The organism is Labrenzia sp. 011, from assembly GCF_003075075.1.
Taxonomy (GTDB): Bacteria; Pseudomonadota; Alphaproteobacteria; order Rhizobiales; family Stappiaceae; genus Roseibium.
The window spans coordinates 146,470-168,686 of the sequence record NZ_QCYM01000010.1 but is presented as its reverse complement, the minus strand read 5'-3'; the positions used below and the strand labels follow the sequence as shown (position 1 = coordinate 168,686).

At 63.3% G+C, this 22,217-nt stretch carries 22 protein-coding genes and 1 tRNA gene; 14 read left to right on the top strand and 9 right to left on the bottom strand.

The genetic code is table 11. From position 1 onward, the window contains the following. Positions 1–13 precede the first annotated feature (13 nt). Complete coding sequence (gene adhP / locus DCO57_RS12860) at positions 14–1,030, top strand: alcohol dehydrogenase AdhP (RefSeq protein WP_116699300.1); 1,017 nt, start codon at positions 14–16, stop codon at positions 1,028–1,030. Positions 1,031–1,216: 186 nt separating this feature from the next. On the opposite strand, the gene DCO57_RS12855 is transcribed toward adhP, so the two are convergent. Further along, positions 1,217–2,116, bottom strand: coding sequence for a LysR substrate-binding domain-containing protein (locus tag DCO57_RS12855; RefSeq protein ID WP_116699299.1), 900 nt, complete (start codon positions 2,114–2,116; stop codon positions 1,217–1,219). A 247-nt stretch (positions 2,117–2,363) separates the two neighbouring features. Here DCO57_RS12855 and DCO57_RS12850 point away from each other — a divergent pair, with 247 nt between their 5' ends. The 6 genes from DCO57_RS12850 (at position 2,364) to DCO57_RS12825 (ending at position 9,204) form a co-directional block, all read left to right on the top strand. Beyond that, positions 2,364–3,155, top strand: a complete 792-nt coding sequence (locus DCO57_RS12850; protein WP_116699298.1) for an HAD family hydrolase — start codon at positions 2,364–2,366, stop codon at positions 3,153–3,155. After that, positions 3,149–4,075, top strand: coding sequence for an ABC transporter permease (locus DCO57_RS12845; RefSeq protein ID WP_165814733.1), 927 nt, complete (start codon positions 3,149–3,151; stop codon positions 4,073–4,075). The genes DCO57_RS12850 and DCO57_RS12845 overlap by 7 nt, the downstream gene beginning before the upstream one ends. A 5-nt stretch (positions 4,076–4,080) precedes the next feature. Next, on the top strand, positions 4,081–4,974 hold the full coding sequence (locus DCO57_RS12840; protein WP_116699322.1) for an ABC transporter permease: 894 nt from the start codon (positions 4,081–4,083) through the stop codon (positions 4,972–4,974). A 65-nt stretch (positions 4,975–5,039) separates the two neighbouring features. Beyond that, a complete protein-coding gene (locus DCO57_RS12835; RefSeq protein ID WP_116699297.1) occupies positions 5,040–6,587 on the top strand; it encodes an ABC transporter substrate-binding protein in 1,548 nt (515 codons plus the stop codon). Positions 6,588–6,661: 74 nt separating this feature from the next. Next, complete coding sequence (locus DCO57_RS12830; RefSeq protein WP_116699296.1) at positions 6,662–7,534, top strand: metallophosphoesterase; 873 nt, start codon at positions 6,662–6,664, stop codon at positions 7,532–7,534. After that, positions 7,531–9,204 (top strand): ABC transporter ATP-binding protein, encoded by a 1,674-nt coding sequence (locus DCO57_RS12825; RefSeq protein WP_116699295.1) that lies wholly within the window; start codon positions 7,531–7,533, stop codon positions 9,202–9,204. The genes DCO57_RS12830 and DCO57_RS12825 overlap by 4 nt, the downstream gene beginning before the upstream one ends. Before the next feature lie 33 nt (positions 9,205–9,237). Here DCO57_RS12825 and DCO57_RS12820 read toward each other — a convergent pair whose 3' ends face one another. From DCO57_RS12820 to DCO57_RS12805, 4 genes are all read right to left on the bottom strand, one after another. After that, on the bottom strand, positions 9,238–9,852 hold the full coding sequence (locus DCO57_RS12820) for a glutathione S-transferase (protein WP_116699294.1): 615 nt from the start codon (positions 9,850–9,852) through the stop codon (positions 9,238–9,240). Further along, positions 9,849–11,222: an NAD-dependent succinate-semialdehyde dehydrogenase gene (locus DCO57_RS12815; RefSeq protein ID WP_116699293.1), complete on the bottom strand. Its 1,374-nt coding sequence runs from the start codon at positions 11,220–11,222 to the stop codon at positions 9,849–9,851. Before DCO57_RS12815 ends, DCO57_RS12820 begins: the two co-directional genes overlap by 4 nt. A gap of 333 nt (positions 11,223–11,555) precedes the next feature. Beyond that, a tRNA-Ala gene (locus DCO57_RS12810) sits at positions 11,556–11,631 on the bottom strand. A gap of 149 nt (positions 11,632–11,780) precedes the next feature. Further along, positions 11,781–12,173, bottom strand: a complete 393-nt coding sequence (locus DCO57_RS12805; protein WP_116699321.1) for a TIGR02300 family protein — start codon at positions 12,171–12,173, stop codon at positions 11,781–11,783. A 327-nt stretch (positions 12,174–12,500) separates the two neighbouring features. On the opposite strand from DCO57_RS12805, the gene aroA reads away from it, so the two are divergent. From aroA to DCO57_RS12770, 7 genes are all read left to right on the top strand, one after another. Further along, positions 12,501–13,856, top strand: a complete 1,356-nt coding sequence (gene aroA, locus DCO57_RS12800; protein WP_116699292.1) for a 3-phosphoshikimate 1-carboxyvinyltransferase — start codon at positions 12,501–12,503, stop codon at positions 13,854–13,856. Further along, positions 13,853–14,470, top strand: coding sequence for a (d)CMP kinase (gene cmk / locus DCO57_RS12795; protein ID WP_116699291.1), 618 nt, complete (start codon positions 13,853–13,855; stop codon positions 14,468–14,470). Before aroA ends, cmk begins: the two co-directional genes overlap by 4 nt. Positions 14,471–14,753: 283 nt before the next feature. After that, on the top strand, positions 14,754–16,451 hold the full coding sequence (rpsA, locus tag DCO57_RS12790) for a 30S ribosomal protein S1 (RefSeq protein WP_116699290.1): 1,698 nt from the start codon (positions 14,754–14,756) through the stop codon (positions 16,449–16,451). A 190-nt stretch (positions 16,452–16,641) separates the two neighbouring features. After that, positions 16,642–17,070: a peptidylprolyl isomerase gene (locus DCO57_RS12785; RefSeq protein WP_116699289.1), complete on the top strand. Its 429-nt coding sequence runs from the start codon at positions 16,642–16,644 to the stop codon at positions 17,068–17,070. 378 nt (positions 17,071–17,448) lie between these two features. After that, a complete protein-coding gene (gene sppA / locus DCO57_RS12780; protein WP_116699288.1) occupies positions 17,449–18,435 on the top strand; it encodes a signal peptide peptidase SppA in 987 nt (328 codons plus the stop codon). A 15-nt stretch (positions 18,436–18,450) separates the two neighbouring features. Then, positions 18,451–18,750 carry an integration host factor subunit beta gene (gene ihfB, locus DCO57_RS12775; RefSeq protein WP_116699287.1) on the top strand — a complete coding sequence of 100 codons (300 nt, stop codon included), beginning with the start codon at positions 18,451–18,453 and terminating at the stop codon, positions 18,748–18,750. 76 nt (positions 18,751–18,826) lie between these two features. Continuing rightward, complete coding sequence (locus tag DCO57_RS12770) at positions 18,827–19,192, top strand: lipopolysaccharide assembly protein LapA domain-containing protein (protein ID WP_244287935.1); 366 nt, start codon at positions 18,827–18,829, stop codon at positions 19,190–19,192. Between the two features lie 610 nt (positions 19,193–19,802). Here DCO57_RS12770 and DCO57_RS12760 read toward each other — a convergent pair. From DCO57_RS12760 to trxA, 4 genes are all read right to left on the bottom strand, one after another. Beyond that, positions 19,803–20,183 carry a VOC family protein gene (locus DCO57_RS12760; RefSeq protein ID WP_116699285.1) on the bottom strand — a complete coding sequence of 127 codons (381 nt, stop codon included), beginning with the start codon at positions 20,181–20,183 and terminating at the stop codon, positions 19,803–19,805. A gap of 116 nt (positions 20,184–20,299) precedes the next feature. Next, complete coding sequence (locus DCO57_RS12755; RefSeq protein ID WP_116699284.1) at positions 20,300–20,911, bottom strand: trimeric intracellular cation channel family protein; 612 nt, start codon at positions 20,909–20,911, stop codon at positions 20,300–20,302. A 171-nt stretch (positions 20,912–21,082) separates the two neighbouring features. Further along, the gene (gene grpE / locus DCO57_RS12750) at positions 21,083–21,715 is read right to left on the bottom strand and encodes a nucleotide exchange factor GrpE (RefSeq protein ID WP_116699283.1); all 633 of its coding nucleotides are present in this window, start codon (positions 21,713–21,715) and stop codon (positions 21,083–21,085) included. A gap of 144 nt (positions 21,716–21,859) precedes the next feature. After that, positions 21,860–22,180, bottom strand: coding sequence for a thioredoxin (trxA, locus tag DCO57_RS12745; protein WP_116699282.1), 321 nt, complete (start codon positions 22,178–22,180; stop codon positions 21,860–21,862). Positions 22,181–22,217: the final 37 nt, after the last annotated feature.

The window sequence follows — 22,217 nt, the reverse complement described above, 5'->3', positions numbered from 1 at the left end:
AAGGATATCTGGCATGGTCAGCATGAAAGCCGCCGTCGTGCGCAAGTTCGGTGCGCCACTGGACATTTGCGAGGTGGAGAAGCCTGAGGTGACAGACGGCAAGATCGTCGTGAAGGTGAAAGCCTCCGGCGTTTGTCATACGGACCTTCACGCCGCCAACGGCGACTGGCCGGTCAAGCCCAATCCGCCCTTCATTCCCGGCCATGAAGGCGTGGGGATCGTCGCCGAGGTTGGCGCGGGCGTCACGGCGGTCAAGGAAGGCGATCGCGTCGGCATTCCCTGGCTGCATTCGGCCTGCGGTCACTGCCGCCATTGCATGGGCGGCTGGGAAACCCTTTGCACCGACCAGCAGAACACCGGCTACAGCGTGAACGGCGGTTTCGCGGATTACGTCCTGGCCGATCCAGACTATGTCGGGCACATCCCGGACGGCGTGGGCCTTGCCGCGGCCGCGCCTGTGCTGTGCGCCGGGGTGACCGTCTACAAGGGACTGAAGGAAACCGACACCCGCCCGGGCCAGACCGTGGTCATTTCCGGAATCGGCGGTCTCGGCCACATGGCCGTGCAATACGCCAAGGCGATGGGGCTGCACGTGATCGCCGTAGACATTTCCAACGACAAGCTGGAACTCGCCCGGAAACTGGGTGCGGATCAGGTGATCAACGCGCTCGAAACCGACCCGGTGGCCGAAGTCCAGGCCGGCGGCGGCGCGGAAGGCGTTCTGGTCACGGCGGTGGCAGGCAAGTCCTTCCAGCAAGGTGTCGGCATGCTGGCGCGCGGTGGCACCATGAGCCTTGTCGGCCTGCCACCGGAAGACTTCCCCCTGTCGATCTTCGATACGGTTCTGAACGGCAAGACGATCCGGGGCTCCATCGTCGGCACACGGCTCGATCTGGCGGAATCCCTCGACTTTGCCGCCGAAGGCAAGGTGGCAGCGCATTACAGCGAGGAAACGCTGGACGACGTCAACAGCATCTTCGACCGGATGAAGGCCGGGCAGATCGAGGGCCGGATCGTCATGACGATCTGACGTCGTCGACAGGCCCGCGGCCTGGCCGGGTCGGGACCAGGCGAGACCGACCTGTCCAGACGGCCCGCGGCCCCCTCGGCGCGTCTAACGAAACCTTCGACACCGGCCTCTATCGCCTGCCCGACGCGCTTGCGCGCGCCGGGCTTCGTGGCGCCGAAGGCCCAAGTGTCAGCAGCCAGACAGCCTTCAGCTCCGGTTTTCCAGAATGGCCTCGGCCTCGTTCCGGAAGGCGGTGACGGTTGAATAGAAGGCATCGAACAGCAGGTTCCGTTCGTCCGTCAGGGAAAAGACCTGCTCTTCATACTGGCGATGCATGTCGGTCACCGAGACGCGATGGACGATGTCGGTCCGGCCGGTTCCGAAGCGCCACATGAAACCGACCCCGAGACCGTTGACGACGGCTTCATAGACCGCGTCCCGGGTATCGAGGGTGAGGAGCGGCGTGGGCTCGAATCCTGCCGTGCGAAAAGCCCGGTCGACCACCCGCTGGGTCGATGACCCCCTGGTGCGGAAGATGAGCGGTTCGGCCATGAGCCGCTCGCAGGTCACCGTGCTTTCGCGCAGCAGCGGGCTGTCCGGGTGAACGATGGCGACCACATTCTGCCGCGCCAGCAGTTCCCGCCGGAAACGGCTGTCGGCCGGGACATCCGGCAGCACACCGATATCCACCTCACGGGTCAGCACCGCGCGGGTGATCTGTTCGTGGGACCCGGTCTCCACGGCGATTTCCACACTCGGATGCCGTTTCAGGAACAGCGCAATCAGCGCCATGCCGGGCATGGAGTTGCCGAGGCCGATGACCAGGCGGCCGTTGAGCAGCGTGTTGTGCCGCGTGAGAAGCCGTGTTGCCGTCCGCTCCGCCTCTTCCATGCGCTCGGCAATGTCGCACAGCTCGTTGCACAGGGGCGTCGGCGACAGAACGCCGTTCTTCCGGTCGAACAGGCGAACGCCGTAATCCGCTTCAAGATCCTTGACATGCCGGGCCACCGCCGGCTGCGAAACCTTCAGCACGCGGGCCGCTGCGGCATAGGAACCGCCGGCGGCGACGGCATTGACGGCACGAAGACGGGACAGGGATACGGACATTTCGGGATTTCCCACGGGTTCGAAGCAAAAAGTTTCACCGCCCCAAACCTTAAGTTCCGTCTGTAACAGCCACGTCACACAGAAGCGACAGTTTGGCCCCGACTTCAGCAGGCCGAAGTCCAGGACGCGGCTTTTCTGAAAATGAGGACCACCGGCCCCCGCCGGCGGACATTGCAATGCCGGGCAGCGCGGGCTGCACGGCAAACGAAGGGGTGTGGACATCGCAATGCGTGCGCGCAGAACACAAATGACAACATCGCTGAGCGCGGCGGATGTCGGCGACTATGCTGCGGTCCTGTGCGACCTGGACGGATGCCTGATCGCTGAAGCGCGCGCGCTGCCCGGAGCGGAAGCCTTCGCTCAGGCCGCCGGGGACCGGCTGTCGATCGTGTCGAACAATTCGGCGGATACGGGCGCCACGCTTTCGCGAAAACTCGGGGCGATCGGCCTGGAGCTTGCCGAGGAGCGTATTTTCCTGGCCGGCGAGCTTGCGGTGCGCACGGTCGCGGCGGAGCGTCCCGGTGCCCGGGTGCTCGTCTTCGCCGAGCCGCCGCTGCGCCACCTCGCAACCGATCTCGGTCTGCGGCAGGCCGATGACCTTGCCGAGGTCGTGGTGCTCGGCCGCGACACCCGCTTCACCCTGGCAAGTCTGGAACGGGCCCTTCGGCTTCTGGACAGGGGCGCGGAGCTGGTTCTGACCAATCCCGACCTCTTCCACCCGAACGCCGACGGCCGCCCCGTCCCGGAGACCGGGTCGCTTTTCGCGGCGTTCCGGGCCTGTCTGCCCGACCTTCCGGCACGGGTCTTCGGCAAGCCCGAACCGTTTCTGATCGAGGCCGCCCTGCGCAGGACCGGGGTTGCGGAAGCCGATGCGGTCTTCGTCGGCGACAATGCCGACACGGATGGCGCCGCCGCCGCCCGGGCCGGCCTCGATTTCATCCACCTGGTGGCAAACGGGCATCCGACGCCCGCGAGCGATCACCCGGACCCGCCCGCCTCCCCTACGGAACCGACACCCATCGAGGTCACATCATGCTGATCTACGTGCTGCGCACCCTCGCCAAGATGGCCATTACCCTTGTCGTCATCGTGACGCTGGTGTTCTTCGCCACAAGGCTCTCCGGCAACCCGATCGATTTCGTCCTCGGCGACGGCATCACCCTGGAAGACCGGGAGCTCCTGATCGCCTACTACGGCCTGGACGCCTCGATCGGGACCCAGTACTGGCGCTACCTTGTCTCCGTCTTTTCCGGCGAGTTCGGCCTCTCCTTCCTCGAACGGCGCCCGGTGTCGCAAATCGTGCTCGAACGGGCCTGGCCGTCGCTGAAACTGCTGCTCAGCGCGATCGGCTTCACCCTGATCGTGTCCGTTCCGCTCGGCATCCTGGCGGCGATCTATCGCACCAGCATCATCGGCAGCGTGGTCATGGTCATCGCCTTTCTCGGCTATGCGGTGCCCGCCTTCATCATCGGCATCCTTCTGGTCCTGATCTTCGGCTACACGCTCAACTGGCTGCCGGTGATCGGCGACGGGTCCGCCCTGCACTTCATCATGCCCACGCTGGCGATCTCGGGAATGCTGGTCGCCGCCATCACCCGGTTCACCCGCAACGCCATGCTGGACGTGCTCAGCCAAGACTACATGCGCACGGCCCGGGCGAAAGGCCTTCCCGAATGGATCGTCATACTCAAACACGGGCTGCGCAATGCCTCGATCACGCTTCTGTCGGTGATCGGGCTGCAGATCGCCGGACTGGCGGCCTCGGGCAGCGTCGTCGTGGAAGCGATCTTCGCCTGGCCGGGTATCGGCGACCTGCTCGTGCGCTCCGCCATCCTGCGTGACTATCCCGTTCTTCAGTTCGGCGTCCTGTCGGTCGCCATCGTCGTCATCGTGATCAATGCGACGGTCGACATCGCCTACGCCTATGCGGATCCCCGCATCCGGCTTGCAAAAGGATGAAGCAGATGACCGATGTGACCCGGACCTCTTCTTCGCGCGCTTCCCTCCCCTTGCATATTCCGGTGTGGTCGGATGCGAACTGGATCGTGCGAATCGCCCTCCTCGTCGGGCTGGCCCTGATCGTGGTGGCGCTTGCCGCGCCGCTGATCGCCCCCTTCGACCCCAATGCCCAGAGCCTGATCTCCCGGCTGCGGCCGCCCGTCGGCTTCGAGCGCTACAAGGACGGGTTCTATTTCGGCACGGACGAACTCGGCCGGGATATCCTCTCGCGCTGCATCTACGGCCTGCGCCTCACCTTCGCACTGGCCCTGGCGGGCTCGGTCATCGGACTGCTGATCGGCGGCACGCTGGGGCTGCTGGCCGGTATCGCCGGCGGCGTCTTCGAGGATTTCATCATGGGCATGGTCGATACCCAGATCGCCATTCCCTTCACCCTGATCGCCCTGCTGATCCTGGCGGTCATGGGATCGTCGCTCGACGTGATGATCCTGGTTCTGGGCGTCTACGGCTGGGAGCAATACGCCCGGATCGTGCGGGCGGAAGTGCGCAAGCTGATGCAGATGCCCTTCGTGGAAGCCGCTCTTGCAGCCGGGGCGACGCCCTCGCGGATCGCCTTCCGCCACATCCTGCCCAATGTGGTTTCGCCGATCGTCGTCCAGTTCACCCTGAATTTTTCCAACATCGTGATCCTGGAATCGACCCTCTCGTTCCTCGGGCTCGGCGTACAGCCGCCCACGGCGACTCTCGGATCCATGGTCGGCATCGGCCGCGACTACCTGCCGACCGCGCCCTGGATCGTGCTGGTGCCCGCCGGGGCGATCCTTCTGCTCACATTCGCAGTCCAGATCCTCGGCGACTGGCTGCGCGACAAGGCGGATGTCCGTCTCAGGTCCCGCTGATCCCGCAACAACAACAGAAGCCGGAAACGGCCAAAGCAACACCCCCGAAGCCTTGGAGGCTCAAGATGACGAAACTACTGGCAACCACCGCACTCGCATCGCTGCTTGCGACCGGTGCATTCGCGACCGAACTGACCGTCGGCGCCGCCAACGTGTCCAGCTACCTGGACCCGGGCCGCGACCATTCCAACGTCGGCTCGCAGTTCTACTACAACGCGTTCGACACGCTGATCGCCAAGAACCACGACACCACCGACACCGAATGGCGTCCGGGCCTGGCAACCGAATGGAAGCTCATCGAGCCGACCGTGATGGAACTGAAGCTGCGCGAAGGCGTGACGTTCCACAATGGCGAAGAAATGACCGCCGACGATGTCGTCTTCTCCCTGAACCGCATGTATCAGGCCGACTTCCCGCCCTATCAGGTGCGTGCCCGCGATCGCCTCGCCAACTTCGAGAAGGCTGAGAAGATCGACGACTTCACCGTGCGCATCCACGCAAAGCGTCCCGAGCCGCTGTGGGAAACGCTTCTGAACCTGCAGCAGGTAATGATCATCCCGCTGGACTACACCATGGGCCTGGCCGGCGATCCGGACAAGATCGAGCATGACGACTACGAAGCCTTCTCCCTGAAACCGGTCGGCACCGGCCCCTACAAGGTCGCCGAATTCGTTCCGGGCGAGCGCGTCGTCTGGGAGCGTTTCGACGATTTCTGGGGCGAAAAGGCCCCTCTCGACAAGGTCACCGTCAAGCACATGCCGGAAACCGCCTCGCGCATCACTTCCCTGAAGACCGGTGAAGCCGACATCGTCACCAATATCGCTCCGGACCAGCTCGGCCTGATCGAAAGCGATCCGGACATGAAGGCCGCTGGCAGCGCCACCGCCCTGTTCCACGTCATGATCATGAACGTGAACCATCCGAAGCTGAAGGATGCCCGCATCCGTCAGGCCATGTCGCTCGCCATCGACCGCGACACGCTCAACGAAGCTCTCTGGGGCGGCGAGGCCGTGGTGCCCTCGACCCATACGCTGAAGGAATTCGGCGAGCTGTACCAGCCGGAGCTGACGACCTTCGAATACAATCCGGAAAAGGCGAAGGAACTGCTGCAGGAAGCCGGCTACGACGGTTTCGAGGTCACCTACCACACGGCCCCCAGCTACTACACCAACGGTCTTCTGGCGGCTCAGGCGATCATGGAAATGTGGGCCGAGGTCGGCATCAAGGGCAAGGTCGTCGTTCAGGACAAGTGGAACGGCGGATCGCCGGACATGATGTCGCGCAACTGGTCCAACCCGATGTATTTCGCCGATCCCTTCGGCTCCTTCGGCGTGATGTGGGCTCCGGACGGACCGTCCGAATCCCAGGGCCGTTTCAACACGGACGAAGACTACGCCAAGGCCTGGGAGCAGTTCCGTTTCTCCGGCGACACCGAGCTGCGCCGCGCGGCCTATGCCGAGCTGATGGAACGCATCAAGCAGGATCCGCCGGTTCTGCCGCTTTACCGTCCGTATGAAAGCTGGGCGATGAAGAACAACATCGACTGGGCGCCGAAGCCGGGCCACATCCCCTATGTGCTCGATTTCCGCGCCGGGTCCGTCGCCGTCAACTAACCGCAAGGGGCGCCGCCGGTCCGCCGGCGGCGCCTTCCTTCGAAACCGCGCCTCTCAAATCAGGAAAACCGATCGTGTCAGTCCGTATTGCCGTCGTCGCCGACATTCACCACGGCGCGCCCTCCGCCACCAAGCGTGGCGATACCGCCCTTGACCTGATGGCCGATTTTGCCCGCTTCGCCAATGACGCCCGGCCGGATTTCGTCATCGATCTCGGCGACCGCATTTCCGACATCGGCCGGGACGAGGACCTTCGCCTGGAGAGGGAAGTCGCCGAGGCCTTCAAGGCCGTCGAGGCCCCGATCCATCACCTCAACGGCAACCACGATCGCGATCATCTCGACGTCGCCGACAACGAGGCGATCCTGGGCCAGACGATGGTCAACACCACCTTTGACACCGGCGGCTGGCGCATCGTCCTGTGGCGCGCGGACAGCAAGATCATGCGCACGCCCGACCACACGGGTTTCATCCTGCGCGAGGCGGATCTTCTGTGGCTGTCGCGGGTCGCGCAGACGGCCGACCGGCCGCTTCTGGTCCTCAGTCACGTCCCGGTGTCCGGCCATGCCCAGACCGGCAACTACTATTTCGAACGCAATCCGTCCGCCTCCACCTATCCGATGGCGGAGCGCGCCCGGGCGGCCCTTGCCCAGTCACGCTTTCCGGTCGTCTGCCTGTCCGGCCATGTGCACTGGAACACGGTCACCGCCGTCGACGGCATCACCTATCTGACCCAGCAATCGCTGACCGAAAGCTTTACCACCAGCGGCGAGCCCGCCGGGGCCTTCGGCCTGCTGGAACTCGAGGAGACCGTCTCCTGGCAGGTACAGGGACGCGATCCCTTCGCCTTTTCCTTCCGGCCGACGGCACACCGCTGGACGCCGCCGCTGCCGGCCTTCGCCGACCACGTGGAATTTGCCGCCAAAAGACGGGGAGATCTCACATGACGGGACCGGTTCTGTCCGTTCAGGATCTCAGGATCTCCTTCGGCACGCATGAAGCGGTCAAGGGTCTGTCCTTCGACATTCACGCCCGCGAGACACTTGCGCTGGTCGGCGAGTCCGGGTCCGGGAAATCCGCGACGGCCCTCTCGATCCTCCGCCTGATCGAACGGGAAGGCGGAACCATCGGGTCGGGCCGGATCCTGCTCGACGACGGCGATGCCACCCGCGACCTGAGAACCCTGGACGGCGGTCAGCTGACCCGGTTGCGCGGCAATGCCATTTCCATGGTCTTTCAAGAACCGATGACCTCGCTCAATCCGGTTCTGAGAATAGGCGACCAGGTTGCCGAGGTCTTCATCCGGCACCGGAACCTGGACCGGCGCCAGGCCCTGAAGGCGGCGCAGGAAGCTCTGGACCAGGTTCGCATTCCCGAACCGGCGCGGCGGCTGGACCAGTATCCCCATGAACTTTCCGGCGGCCTGCGCCAGCGTGTGATGATCGCCATGGCGCTTGCCTGCCGGCCGAAACTGCTGATCTGCGACGAGCCGACCACGGCCCTCGACGTGACGACCCAGGCGGACATCCTGTCCCTGATCAAGGCACTCCAGACCGAGATCGGCATGGGCGTCCTGTTCATCACCCACGACATGGGAGTGGTCGCCGAAATGGCCGACCGGGTCGTGGTGCTGCGGCACGGCGAGAAGGTCGAGGAGGCGACGGTTCAGGATCTCTTCGACCGGCCTCAGGCGGGCTATTCGAAGAAACTCATGGCCGCGACCCCGAAACTGGGTACCGGCAGCAGCACGAAGACCGCGGGCACGGACATCGTCCTGCAGGTCGATCGCCTGTCGACACGGTTCGCCGCCAGACCGGGCCTGTTCTCAAGAGACGCCGGCGGCGTTCTGGCGGTGAACGACGTGTCGATCCAGGTGGCGCGCGGCGAGACCCTCGGTCTGGTCGGGGAATCAGGCTGCGGCAAGTCAACCCTGGCGCGTTCCATCCTGCGCTTGATCGAGCCGGAATCCGGCACGGTCCTGCTCGACGGCAAACCTCTGACCGGATCCTCGAAAGCACAGCTCAGGCAGAGCCGCAAGGAGGCCCAGATGATCTTCCAGGACCCCTATGCGAGCCTCAATCCGCGGCTGCCGGTTCATGAACTGATCACCGAACCGGCGCGGATACACGGTCTCGTGTCACGCCGGGACCAGAAGGATCTGGCGGCGCAGCTGGTCGCCAGGGTCGGTCTGGAAACCGATGCCGTCGATCGCTTCGCGCATCAGTTTTCCGGCGGCCAGCGCCAGCGTCTGAGCATCGCGCGGGCGCTGTCGGCCGCACCGAAGCTGATCATCGCCGATGAAGCCGTGTCGGCGCTCGATGTCTCGATCGCCCGCCAGATCACCGACCTGATGCTGGAGCTGCAGGAGCGCGACGGCCTGGCCTTCCTGTTCATCTCGCATGACATCGCCGTCGTCGAGCGCGTCAGCCACCGGATCGCGGTCATGTACAAGGGGGAGATCGTCGAGACCGGCCCCGCCGGCCAGCTGCTGGCCGCACCCAGCCACGCCTACACGCGGCGTCTTCTCACGGCCGTTCCCTCCGGCATTCCCGCCCGGCGACATATGCCGGCACCCGGCCCTGCCGCGGAAACGGCGCCGCTCACCCTGTCCGCCTAGGGTGTAAACCCGGGGGTGCCGTCTCTGCGTCTCTCAGCCCGGAGGCGCCATGGGACCGGCGGCGGCGACCGCCGCGATGTAGCCGGGCTGCTCCTGCAATCGCTGCCAGTAGGCAGCGATGCGCGGGGTCTCCTTCAGGAATCCGAAACGCTCGAGCAGGGCCAGAAGATAGGACATCTGGATATCGGCCAGCATCGGCTTGTCGCCACACAGGTATGGCCCGGTGCTCAGTTCCCCGGCGATATAGGACAGATGGTGCTCCAGAGCGGCTCTGGCGGATTCAGTCACGTCCTTCCCAGCGAATGCCGGAAGGATTGCCCCCAGCACGACCTCGCCGAAAGACGCCTCGACATAGTCGAGCAGCGCCTCATGACGCCAGAACGCGGTCGTGCCCCGCTCCGGCTGATGGCTGGCATCGCCATATTTTTCCACCAGATACCGCAGGATGGTGGCGGATTCGCCAATCACCCTGTCGCCGTCCTTGATCACCGGGGACTTGCCCAGGGGATGCACCCCCGACAGCGACTCCGGCGCACGAAATGTTTCGGTACGTTCGTAGTCGATCCGGTTGCAGGTCTGGCCCAGATCGTCCAGCAGCCAGAGCGCCCGGGTCGCGCGCGAATATTTCAGGGCGTGAAGCGTGATCATGGCAGATAGACCGCCTTTGCGTTGACGAATTCCTTCATGCCGAAGCCGCCGTGCTCGCGGCCGTAGCCGCTGTCCTTGACGCCGCCGAACGGCATGTTCGGGTCCGCTGCGCCAAAGGAATTGATGCGCACCATGCCGGTGTCGAAATACCTGCGCGCAAGCTCCAGGGCCCGGTCCTCGTCCCGCGAGAAGATGCCGCCGCCCAGGCCGTAACGGCTGTCATTGGCGATCCGCATCGCGTCCTCATCGTCCCCGGCACGGATGACCGCGGCCACGGGTCCGAAGATCTCGTCGTCATAGGCGGGCATGCCCGGCTTGACATCGGCGAGCACCGTGGCGGGATAATAGGCGCCGGCGCGGTCGGAGACCTCGCCGCCGCAAAGGATCCTGGCGCCCTTGCTGACGCTCTTTTCCACCTGGTCGCGGACTGTCTCGAACTGCTCCCGGCTGGAGAGCGGGCCGAGCTGCGTCGCCTCATCCATCGGGTCGCCGGTTTCGATCTTGCTCATCTCGTTCACGTAGGCCTCGACGAAGGCGTCATAGACCTTGTCGGTGACGATGAAGCGCTTGGCGCAGACGCATGTTTCACCATTGTTGTAGATGCGGCCCATCACCGAATATTTCACTGCCGTCTGGATATCGGCGTCCTCGAGCACCAGATAGGCGTCGTTGGACCCCAACTCCAGCACGGTCTTTTTCAGTGCCCTGGCGGCGGTCGCCGCCACATGACGGCCGGCGCCGTCGCTGCCGGTCAGCGTCACGCCGCGCACCTTCGGGTGTTCGATCAGCTTGTCGCTGACGTCATGGTCGATCAGGATCACCTGGAAGAGATCCTCCGGCAGTCCCGCCTCGATGCACAGCTCGCGCAGACGCAGCCCGGAGCCGGTGCAGAGGGAGGCATGCTTGAGGACACAGCCGTTGCCGGCCATCAGGCCGGCGGCAAGCACGCGCACCGGCTGGTAGAGCGGAAAGTTCCAGGGCTGGATCGAATAGATGACGCCGACCGGCTGATAGGTGACGACACCGCGGCTGCCGTCGCCATGGCTGCGCTCCTCGTCGGCCAGAACGTCCGGACCGTTTGCAGCGGCGTATTCGAACAGCAGGGCGCAGATCTCGACCTCCGTCAGTCCGTCCCTGTAGAGCTTGCCCATTTCGCTGGTCATCAGTTCGGCCAGCTCCTCCGCGTTGTCGCGCAGCTTCCCGGCGATCCTGGTCAGATAAGGCGCGCGCTCTTCGTGGGACAGTTCGCGCCAGTTCAGAAAAGCGGCGTGGCATTTCTCAACCCGCTCGACCGCCTCGGCCTCACTCATCAGCTCGTAGGACCGGATTTCTTTCCCTGTCGCGGGATTGACGGTGGTGATCTTCGGCATGAAAGCTCCTGTGGGTGTTCGCAAGGCAAACCGGCAGGGCGGTCATAGGTTCCGAAAATGGTAGGGGAACGGCCGGTGAGGGACTTTTTCCGGGAGGGGGGCGAAGCCCGCGAGAGGCCGGCTCACGCAGGAAGCAAACGCGCCGAATGAAGGCATGTCGCCCGGGGGACAGGCTTTCCCGGAACACGTGAAGCCCGAAGGGACCCTTGATGCCAGACCCCGCCTATTTGGCAGCGCATTGCCCGGCGCCAACTGCTCCGCACGGTCGGTTCCACGCGCAAGCGTCAGCCTCGACGGATCGATCAAATCTGGATGATTTTCGGAAAAGCGGAATGGTGGAGCCAAGGGGAATCGAACCCCTGACCTCTTCGCTGCCAGCGAAGCGCTCTCCCAGCTGAGCTATGGCCCCTTCTTCCAAACCGCCGGATCGGGTCTCCGGGGTCGATGGAGGCGGAACATAGTCACACCTCCGGGCAAGATCAAGCACAAAATGGAACGAAATCGTCCGCGTTTTGTGGAAAAGCCCGGACAGGGAAAAACCCCTGCCCGATCAGTGAATTAGCGGTCCGGGTCTTCGTCGATTTCGACCCGGATCGCCGGAACCTCGTCCGCGTCCTCGTCCTCATCGTCGATGAAAACGCCGTCATCGGCATCATCATCGTCTTCTGCGATGTCGACGTCGGTATCATCCAGCTCCGGAACGACTTCGCCGGTGTCCTCGGTTTCCGCGTCCGCCTCTTCGAGGGGCACGATTTCCGCGGCCGGCAGGTCTTCCTCTTCTTCTTCCTCGGGCGTCTCAACGACCTTGGCCGCCTTCGCCGCGCGCGAAGTCATCACGACTTCGAAAATCGTGCCGCATTTCGGACAGGTAATCGGATCCCGGTTGAGATCGTAATATTTCGCGCCGCAGCTCGGGCACAGCCGCTTTGTACCAAGTTCAGGTTTTGCCACCGTGCTCACCCTCATCGTTATGTCGCTGTCCAGATCAGCGGATGCCCGTTCGGGATCGATCGGTCATCCGGAAGCTGATCGTTTCAAAAATGATCGAACAACTTGCCAGCGTTCAGGTGAACCCAGACGAGATGCTCAAGAATTTGTGGGCCGCCCATAGCGTCAAGCGGGTCCCCTGTCAAAGGCAAATCAAACAAATTCCCTGTTCCATCCATTGTTCTGCATGTTGCGCGCCAAATTTCAAGCGCGCGGATGGATGACGGCGCTGCATCCACATGATAGGACGTGACACCTTTTGACAACCGCTCCAAGTTCCGGACATTGAAAATGTCACATGATTCCGCGCCCGCGCCCCTTACTTCCAGCATGGGCAGCCCGCTCACAGGCACCATTCGCGTGCCGGGCGACAAATCCATTTCCCACAGATCGTTGATGTTCGGCACACTGGCCGTCGGGCGGACAACCGTAAAAGGCCTGCTTGAGTCGGAAGACGTCCTGGCCACCGCCGATGCCATGCGCGCGGTCGGCGCCCGGATCGAAAAGCAGGCGGACGGGTCCTATACGGTCGACGGCATCGGCCTCGGCAGCCTGCTGGAACCGGAGCATGTCATCGACTTCGGCAATGCGGGCACCGGCGTGCGCCTGACCATGGGCATCTTCGGCAGCCACAACATCGCCGCCACCTTCGTCGGCGACGCGTCGCTGTCCAAGCGCCCCATGGGCCGCGTGCTCAATCCGCTGCGCGACATGGGCACCAATGTGATCGCCCGCGACGGCGACCGCCTGCCCGCCTCGATCCGCGGCGCCGAGCAGGCCCTGCCGCTCACCTACCGCGTGCCGATGCCTTCCGCACAGGTGAAATCCGCCGTGCTGCTGGCCGGGCTCAACGCGCCGGGCGAGACGGTCGTGATCGAACCGGTCCCGACCCGCGATCATACGGAAAAGATGCTCGCCGGCTTCGGCGCGGAGATTTCCGTCAGCGTGAACGAGGCCGGCGAGCGCGTCATCCGGCTGAAAGGCCAGCCGGAGCTGAAACCCCAGGATATCGAGGTCCCGGGTGACCCTTCCTCGGCAGGCTTTCCGATCGTCGCGGCACTGACCGTTCCCGGGTCAGACGTCACCATCGAGAATGTGCTGCTCAACGAACACCGCACCGGCCTGATCACCACGCTGATCGAGATGGGCGGCGATATCGAGATCGTCAACCGGCGGGAAACCGGCGGCGAGGAGGTCGGCGACCTGCGGGTGAAGGCCAGCCGGCTGAAGGGCATCACCGTGCCCGCGGAGCGGGCGCCGTCGATGATCGACGAGTATCCGGTGCTGGCCGTTGCCGCCGCCTTTGCCCAGGGCGACACCTTCATGCCCGGGCTGGAAGAACTGCGCGTGAAGGAATCAGACCGGCTTGCGGCCGTCGCCCGGGGGCTGGAGGCCAACGGCATTCCCTGTGTGGAGACGGAGGACACGCTCACCGTCACGGGCGGGGCCAACGCGATCGGCGGCGGCACCGTGACGACCCATCTCGACCACCGCATCGCCATGGCCTTCCTGGTGCTGGGAATGGCGGCGCACAGGCCGGTGACCGTCGACGACGGCGCGGTGATCGCCACCAGCTTCCCGGACTTCACGGCCCTGTTCGCCGGACTGGGCGCAAAATTCGCCACCGGCGCCAGCGAGGCCGCATGATCATTGCAATCGACGGACCGGCGGCCTCGGGAAAGGGCACGCTGTCGCGGCGGCTGGCCGATCATTTCGGCCTTCGCCATCTGGACACCGGCCTGACCTACCGCGCGGTCGCCGCCGCCCTGCTGGCCAACGGCCTGCCCCTGGGCGACGAGGCGGTTGCCGTGGAGATCGCGCATAATCTCGATCTGGCGCAGATGGACAAGTCGGTCCTGTCCTCTCACGAGATCGGCGAGGCCGCCTCGCGCATCGCGGTTCTGGGCGGCCTGCGCAAGGAACTGGTGGAGCTGCAGCGCCGGTTCGCCGAGGAGCCCCCGGGCGCCGTGCTGGACGGGCGGGACATCGGCACGGTGGTCTGCCCGGACGCCACGGTGAAACTCTTCGTCACGGCCTCTCCGGAAGCCCGGGCGCGCCGGCGGACCGACGAAATGATCTCCCGGGGACAGGAGGCGAATTTCGCCGCCGTGCTGGAGGATCTGAAGCGCCGGGACGAACGCGACAGCCAGAGAACCGTGGCTCCGATGAAACAAGCGGAAGATGCGGTCTTGCTAGATACGACAGAAATGGATATAGAAACCGCGTTCCAGGCGGCGGTGGATATCGTATCGCGCGCCTGACGGTGCCAGATCAGGACGGGGCTCACCCTTGGTGTGCCCCTGTTTGTGCATCCGGAACGCATTCGGTCCTGTGGACCAGAAGTTCCTGAGGAACGACCAAGGAATATCGGCAGGGCGCCTGTTTTCGGGCGGCCTGTGACGAGACCGGATTTTCCGTCTCCCGCCCCGCCGGCCCGCTGGATACAGCGGAAGGATTACGCGGAAACCGCGATCCCGGGAGACTGACAGTCCGGAGTGCAACACCAACCCGCTGGCGGCGCGCCAAATGGCGCCAGGAGAATAAATGTCTGATTACAATCCCTCAACCGAGGATTTTTCCGCTCTTCTCGAAGAGTCCTTCGTCCATAACGACCTTTACGAAGGTGCCGTGGTCAAAGGCACCGTTGTAGCCATCGAAAAGGATCTGGCCGTCATCGACGTCGGCCTGAAAGTTGAAGGCCGTGTGCCGCTGAAGGAATTCGGCGCCAAGGGCCGCGACGGCGAAATGAAGGTCGGCGACGAAGTCGAAGTCTATCTGGAACGGGTCGAGAACGCTCTCGGCGAAGCTGTCCTGTCGCGCGAAAAGGCCCGCCGCGAGGAAAGCTGGATCCGTCTGGAAGTCGCTTTCGAAGCCGGCGAAAAGGTCACCGGCCAGATCTTCAACCAGGTCAAGGGCGGCTTCACCGTCGACCTGGACGGCGCCGTTGCCTTCCTGCCGCGCTCGCAGGTCGATATCCGTCCGGTGCGCGACGTCACTCCGCTGATGCACACCCCGCAGCCGTTCCAGATCCTGAAAATGGACAAGCGCCGCGGCAACATCGTGGTGTCCCGCCGGGTCGTTCTGGAAGAAACCCGTGCCGAACAGCGTTCGGAACTGGTCCAGAGCCTGGAAGAGGGTCATACCGTGGAAGGTGTGGTCAAGAACATCACCGATTACGGTGCGTTCGTCGACCTCGGCGGCATCGATGGCCTGCTGCACGTCACCGACATCGCGTGGCGCCGCATCAACCATCCGTCGGAAGTTCTCAGCATCGGCCAGACGGTCAAGGTGCAGATCATCCGCGTCAACCAGGAAACCCATCGCATCAGCCTGGGCATGAAGCAGCTTGAAACCGATCCGTGGGATGGCATCGAAGCCAAATACCCGGTCGACACCCGCTTCACGGGCCGCGTGACCAACATCACGGACTATGGTGCATTCGTCGAGCTGGAGCCGGGCATCGAAGGCCTGATCCACGTTTCGGAAATGTCCTGGACCAAGAAGAACGTCCATCCGGGCAAGATCGTCTCCACCTCCCAGGAAGTGGAAGTCGTTATCCTGGAAGTCGATCCGGTCAAGCGCCGCATCTCGCTCGGTCTCAAGCAGACCCTGCAGAATCCGTGGGATGCGTTCGCAGAACAGTTCCCGGTCGGCACCGAAGTCGAAGGCGAAGTCAAGAACAAGACCGAATTCGGCCTGTTCATCGGCCTCGACGGCGACGTGGACGGCATGGTTCACCTCTCCGACCTCGACTGGAACCGTCCGGGCGAACAGGTCATCGAAGAGTTCAAGAAGGGCGACATGGTCAAGGCCGTCGTTCTGGATGTGGATGTCGACAAGGAGCGTATCTCCCTGGGCATCAAGCAGCTCTCCGGCGACCCGATGGAATCCGGCGCTGCCGGCGAAATTCGCAAGAATTCCATCGTCACCTGTGAAGTCATCGAGGTCAAGGACAGCGGACTGGAAGTCAAGATCGCAGACAGCGACCTGACCGCCTTCGTCCGTCGTGCCGACCTGTCCCGCGACCGCGAAGAACAGCGTCCGGAGAAATACTCCGTCGGCGACAAGTTCGACGCCCGCATCACCCAGTTCGACAAGAAGACCCGCAAGGTGGCCGCGTCCATCAAGGCGCTGGAAATCGCCGAAGAGAAGCAGGCGGTTGCACAGTACGGTTCTTCCGACAGCGGTGCCTCCCTTGGCGACATCCTCGGTGCTGCCCTGAAACAGGCAACCGACGACTAAGGTTTCCGGATCTCTACAGATCGGAAAACGCGAAAGCCCGGCGGAAACGCCGGGCTTTTTGTTATCCGGCAATATCCGCCCCACCCTTTACTTTTCACGATGCTGCGCTAGGTTGGCCTCTTGCGACGAGCACCCGCCACATGCACGCGGCCTCAAAACTCACCTCCCAGACAGAATTGCGATAAGCACCATGAGCGAAGCCAAGAGCGGCGACACGGTCCGTCTTCATTACAAGGGCACCCTGGACGACGGGTCCGTCTTCGACAGTTCCGAAGGCCGCGATCCGCTGGAATTCACGGTCGGCTCCGGCCAGATCATTCCCGGCCTCGACAATGCCATTCCGGGCATGAAGGTGGGCGAAGAGAAGACCGTGAAGATCGCGGCGGCTGAAGCCTATGGTCCTCACAACCCGGAGGCCCGCCAGGCGGTACCGCGCGCGAACATGCCGGAGAATGTGGACATCACCGTGGGGCTTCAGCTGCAGGCGCAGACCGAAAACGGACAGATGATGACCGTCACGGTCGTGGAAGTGTCCGAACAGGAAGTCATCCTGGACGCCAACCATCCGCTGGCCGGCAAGGACCTGACCTTCGAGATCCAGCTTACCGCGATCAACTGACCTGGACGCCCCGCGGATCACCGCGGGGCTCTCCCTGCCGGCGGCCCCCCGGAGCGTCATCGGCTCCCGGCCTCGAGACCACCGGGCAAGAGCGCGGCACCCGACCATCGCGGCCGCCGAGACACCCTCCCGGAAACGGCCGGCCGGCTTCGAAGAGCCCTGCCCGCTCCTGCCGGACATGCGTGCGATGACCACGGCCGCGACCGCAACCGGCACGCACGCCTCCCGCCAGGGACGCCTATTGCGAATTTTCTCCATAAAGTTGCCTGAAACACCCGCAATCTGATGTAAATCTCAGAAGGCGATTGCAATTCCCGTGAGGGTCACCCTATTTAGGTTGTTGGTTTTCATACGATCTTGTCCGGAGACACCGTATTCATGTCCGTTGATATCGACGCGCTCGTAGACAGGCGGCGCCTCAGACGCAAAGTGACATTCTGGCGGGTCGCGACATTTGTCGTGATCGCTGCAGCACTTGTCGGCGGTCTTGTCTATCTGTCCGGAGCTGCCGGACTTTCCAAGCGTTCGGCCCATATCGCCCGCATCCCGGTCGAAGGGGTCATCATGGAGGACCGCAAGACGCTGCAGATGATCGAAAAGATCGGCAAGTCGGATGCGGTCAAGGGCGTGGTGATCTCGATCAACTCGCCGGGCGGCAGCACAACCGGGGGTGAAGCGCTTTACGAAGCACTGCGCGAACTGGCGGAGAAAAAGCCGGTGGTGGCGGAAATCCGCACGATCGGCACCTCGGCGGGCTACATGGTCGCCATCGCGGCCGATCACATCGTTGCCCGCTACAACAGCATAACCGGCTCGATCGGCGTCCTGTTCCAGTTCGGCAACGTCCAGAAGCTGCTCGAGACCGTCGGCATCCAGATGGATGCGGTGAAAAGCGCGCCCCTGAAGGCGGAACCGGACTTCTATTCCCCGGTCACACCGGAAGCCCGGACCATGCTGGAAACGCTGGTCATGGATTCCTACGACTGGTTCGTCGGCCTTGTCGCCGAGCGCCGCGACCTGGCGCCCGCCAGGGCACGGGAACTTGCCAACGGACGCATCCTGTCCGGCCATGACGCCTTGGGCGAGAAGCTCGTCGACGCCATCGGCGGAGAGGACAAGGCCATCGCCTGGCTGGAGAAGGAAAAGGGTGTCGCGGAGGATCTTCCGGTCGTCACATGGACGACAAGGGAAAACCTGGAAGAGCTTCCCTTCTCCTCGCGCGTCTCACGAGAATTCGGAAAAGGGATCGGTTCAGCCCTCCTGAATCCCATTAATGAAGCTAAGGGGCTGATTCCATGGGGGCTTACGCTTGACGGACTGGTATCCGTTTGGCAGGCTTCCGACGCGGCTAACAATAAACGTTAAGCGAGGGGGCTCTTCATGATCAAATCTGAGCTTGTTCAGCATATCGCCGAACAGAATCCGCATCTCTATCAGCGGGACGTTGAGAACATCGTCAACGCCATCTTGGATGAGGTCACCGAGGCCCTGATGCGGGGAGACCGCGTCGAGTTGCGCGGGTTCGGCGCTTTCAGCGTCAAGAACCGCCCCGCGCGGATCGGCCGCAATCCACGCACCGGTCAGAAGGTGGAAGTGGACGAAAAGTTCGTCCCCTTCTTCAAGACCGGCAAGGAAATGCGGTTGCGGCTGAATGATGGCGTGGATCACGGGGACGAATGATCCCGTCCACCCCGCTCGTGTCCTGCCGCCGCCATTTGAAACCGATTTCTGACCTGACAACATCCGGGAGACCACAGTGACCCGCTTCATCAAGAACATGATATTGTTTGCTATCGCGGTGGTACTGGTTCCCCTTTCGGTTGCCAACCGGCACACGGTTTCCCTGTCCCTCAATCCGTTCGATCCCACCGATCCCCGCCTGACCCTTACGGACATTCCGCTGTTCTGGGTCATTTTCGCCAGCCTCGGCATTGGCGTCATCGTCGGCGGTCTCGGTGCCTGGGCGAAACAGGGCCGCTGGCGCAAGGAAGCCCGCATCAAGCGCCGCGAAGCCGAGAAGTGGCACAAGGAAGCCGACCAGCTCCGGGATATGGGCCCCGCTCCGCAGCCGGTTTCCGGTGTGAAGGGCCTGACCGGACCGGACAAGCGTTCGGCCGCCTGAGCACCAGGCGCTGAGCAACGGCCCTGAAGGCAAGCTCGTCCGGTGGCCATGATGCCGGGCGGCTCTGCCGGAAGTCCGGTCGATTTCCATTCAGCGGCCACCGTTACGCGGCCAGCCGCCTGCAGCTCACATTGTTTTGAAAATACGGTGTCCGTCCTTCAGCGGCGCGACATTTCCCGCCCGATGCGCCGCATTGCGCGGCGCGGCGCGTTCTGCCGGGCAATCGTCAGCCGGCCTCGAACAATTCAAACGCCAAAAGAGATACTTCCGGCTCTGGAACTCCACGTCTCCCATTCCCATATTGCGATGCGGCAGAGGAATGACGCGAGCGGACATTCGAAATGTCGCCCGCAGGCTGTCGGCTGTTCCGGCCGCCTTCCCGACTGCCGTGTTGCAAAGGAGCTTGAGATGTTGACGACACTTGCCTATTCGGCGAGCTTTCCGGCGATCGCGCTTGGACTGATCTACTATGTTTCGGCCTGTTCGGGGCTTGTCTACTAGGGTGTGAACTGAATTCAGGAAATCGCCCGAACGCATTTGCGGTGCAAACGCTGTCTCGGGCGTCTTCCGGAAGCCATGAACCCGCTTGAGCGCGACCCGCTCCAGATGTTCACGCCGGGTCGACGGGGGTCATCCAGCCCTGAACGGCGCCACCGGAATCCTTCAGGATCGCGATCCGGCCGATGCCCGGAACATCGAAGGGCGGCTGGATGATCTCGCCGCCATGGGCGCGGGCCAGTTCAAGGCGCTCGTCCACATCATCGACAGCGATATAGGACATCCAGTGTTCGGGCACGCCGTCGAATTGCGGGCCGCTCATCGGGAAAATCCCGCCGACCGGCTTTTCGCCCTGCATGGCCATGACATAAACGCCCTCTTCCATGGGCATTTCCGTGAAGGTCCAGCCCAGGACCTTGCCGTAGAACGCCCTGGCTTTCCCCGTGTCGCGGGTCATCAGTTCATTCCAGTAGAAAATTCCGTGCTCGGCCATGTCGCGTCTCCTGCCTGTCTCCACATAAGACATGCAAATTTATGGGTTCATACCCTAGCGGAGGCGCACCGGAAAATCGATACCACCAATCGGCCGCGCCCGGCGCATGAAGACGTTCAGGGGCCGGTTGCGCCGCGATATCCCGGCAGGGTCCAGCCCAGCTCGATCGCACCGCCGCGCAGGACCAGCGCCAGCAAGCCTGCCGCACCGGCGGAGCCCGCCGGCGGCAGCCCCAGATGTATCAGCGCAACGAAGCCCCCGGCTCCGGCGAAAGCGGCACTCAGGTAGATTTCCGGCTTGACGAGCGAAGACGGTTCACCGGCGATCGTGTCACGCAGGATGCCCCCGAATGTGGCCGTCGAGACCCCCATGAGGATCGCGACCAGCACCGTGTCGCCGACGCTCATGGCCTTCGCCGCGCCCATGACGCAATAGGCCGAAACGCCAATGGCATCTGCCCAGCGCAGGGGCTTGTTCAGGCGCTCGACCCAGTGGGCGGCAAACCACAGAAAGATGCTGACCATCAGACAGACCAGCAGGTAGGTCTCGTTCTCCACCCAGAACACCGGCACGCCCAGCAGCAGGTCCCGCAGGGTGCCGCCGCCGATGCCGGTCACGGTTGCGAAGAACAGGAAGCCGATGAAATCGAGCTGCTTGCGCGATGCGACAATGCCGCCGGTAATGGCAAACACCGCGACTCCGAGATAATCCAGCACCTGCAGCAGCATGTTTCCGCCTCGGATTGTCCAACCAACTCATGCACCGGCATCTGACCGTCTGCTGCCCGGTGTCGTGAAGTTCACCATACTCCGGTCGGTGCGCATATGTCCCGACAGTCAAAAGCCGCCCCCGCCAAAGGCAGGCACGGCTTTATCCGGGAGCTTGCGATCAGCCCGGGATCAGGCGCTCTTGTCGACGGTCTGTCCGGCGTCCGCATCCGAGTTCTGGGCGACCTCCTTCGGCCCGCCCTTGGAGACGCCAACCATGGCCGGGCGCAAGACCCGGTCGCCGATCACGTAACCGGCCTGGACGACCTGCACGACCGTGTTGTTCGGCACCTCGGTGTTGGGAACCTCGAACATGGCCTGATGGAAATTCGGATCGAATTTCTGTCCTTCCGGCTCCAGCTTTTTCACGCCGTTCTTTTCGAGCTGGTTGAGCAGATCGCGTTCGATCATCTCAACGCCCTCGATCAGGGCGGCAACACCGGCGTCGGCGTTCTTACGATCCTCTTCCGGCAGGGCTTCCAGGGCGCGGCGCAGGTTGTCGGAAACGTTCAGCATATCCCGCGCGAAACTGGACACGGAATACTGGCGCGCGTCCTTTATTTCCTTTTCGGTGCGGCGGCGGAGATTTTCCATATCCGCCATCGCCCTCAGGGCACGGTCCTTCAGGTCGGTGTTCTCTGCTTTCAGAACTTCGATCGGATCCACTCCGGTTTCTTCGGCGGTTTCGGGCTGTGCAGCCGGGGCGTCAGCTTCCGGAGTTGCCGCGGTCGGCTGTTCTTCCGGTTTTTTGTTTTCGTCGCTCATGAATGTTCCGTTTGGCTCAGGCTGTGTGCGGATGCTTATAAGGCCGGTTGCCGGTTTTTCAAAGAGGATCGGCGGATAGGCTGTCGCTTACCCGCCGGAACCGCTCATATTTCCGGCAACCGAAGCGCCGCGGGAAGGTTTCCCTTAAAGGGCGCTCTTGATCCAGTCGGAGAGCTTGCCCTTCGGCGCGGCACCGACCTGGGTTGCCATCGGCTCGCCATCCTTGAACAGGATCAGCATCGGAATGGAGCGGACGCCATATTTCATGGCCATGTCCTGATTCTCGTCGATGTTGAGCTTGGTGATCTTCACCTTATCGCCCATCTCGTCGGAAATCTCTTCCAGAGCCGGCGCGATCATCTTGCAGGGTCCGCACCATTCTGCCCAAAAGTCTACGACGACCGGGCTGTCGGATTTCAGAACTTCCGATTCAAAGGAAGCATCGGTGACTTGTGTGGTTGCCATGAAAAGATCTCGTGGTTGTATGCGCAACGCCTACCCG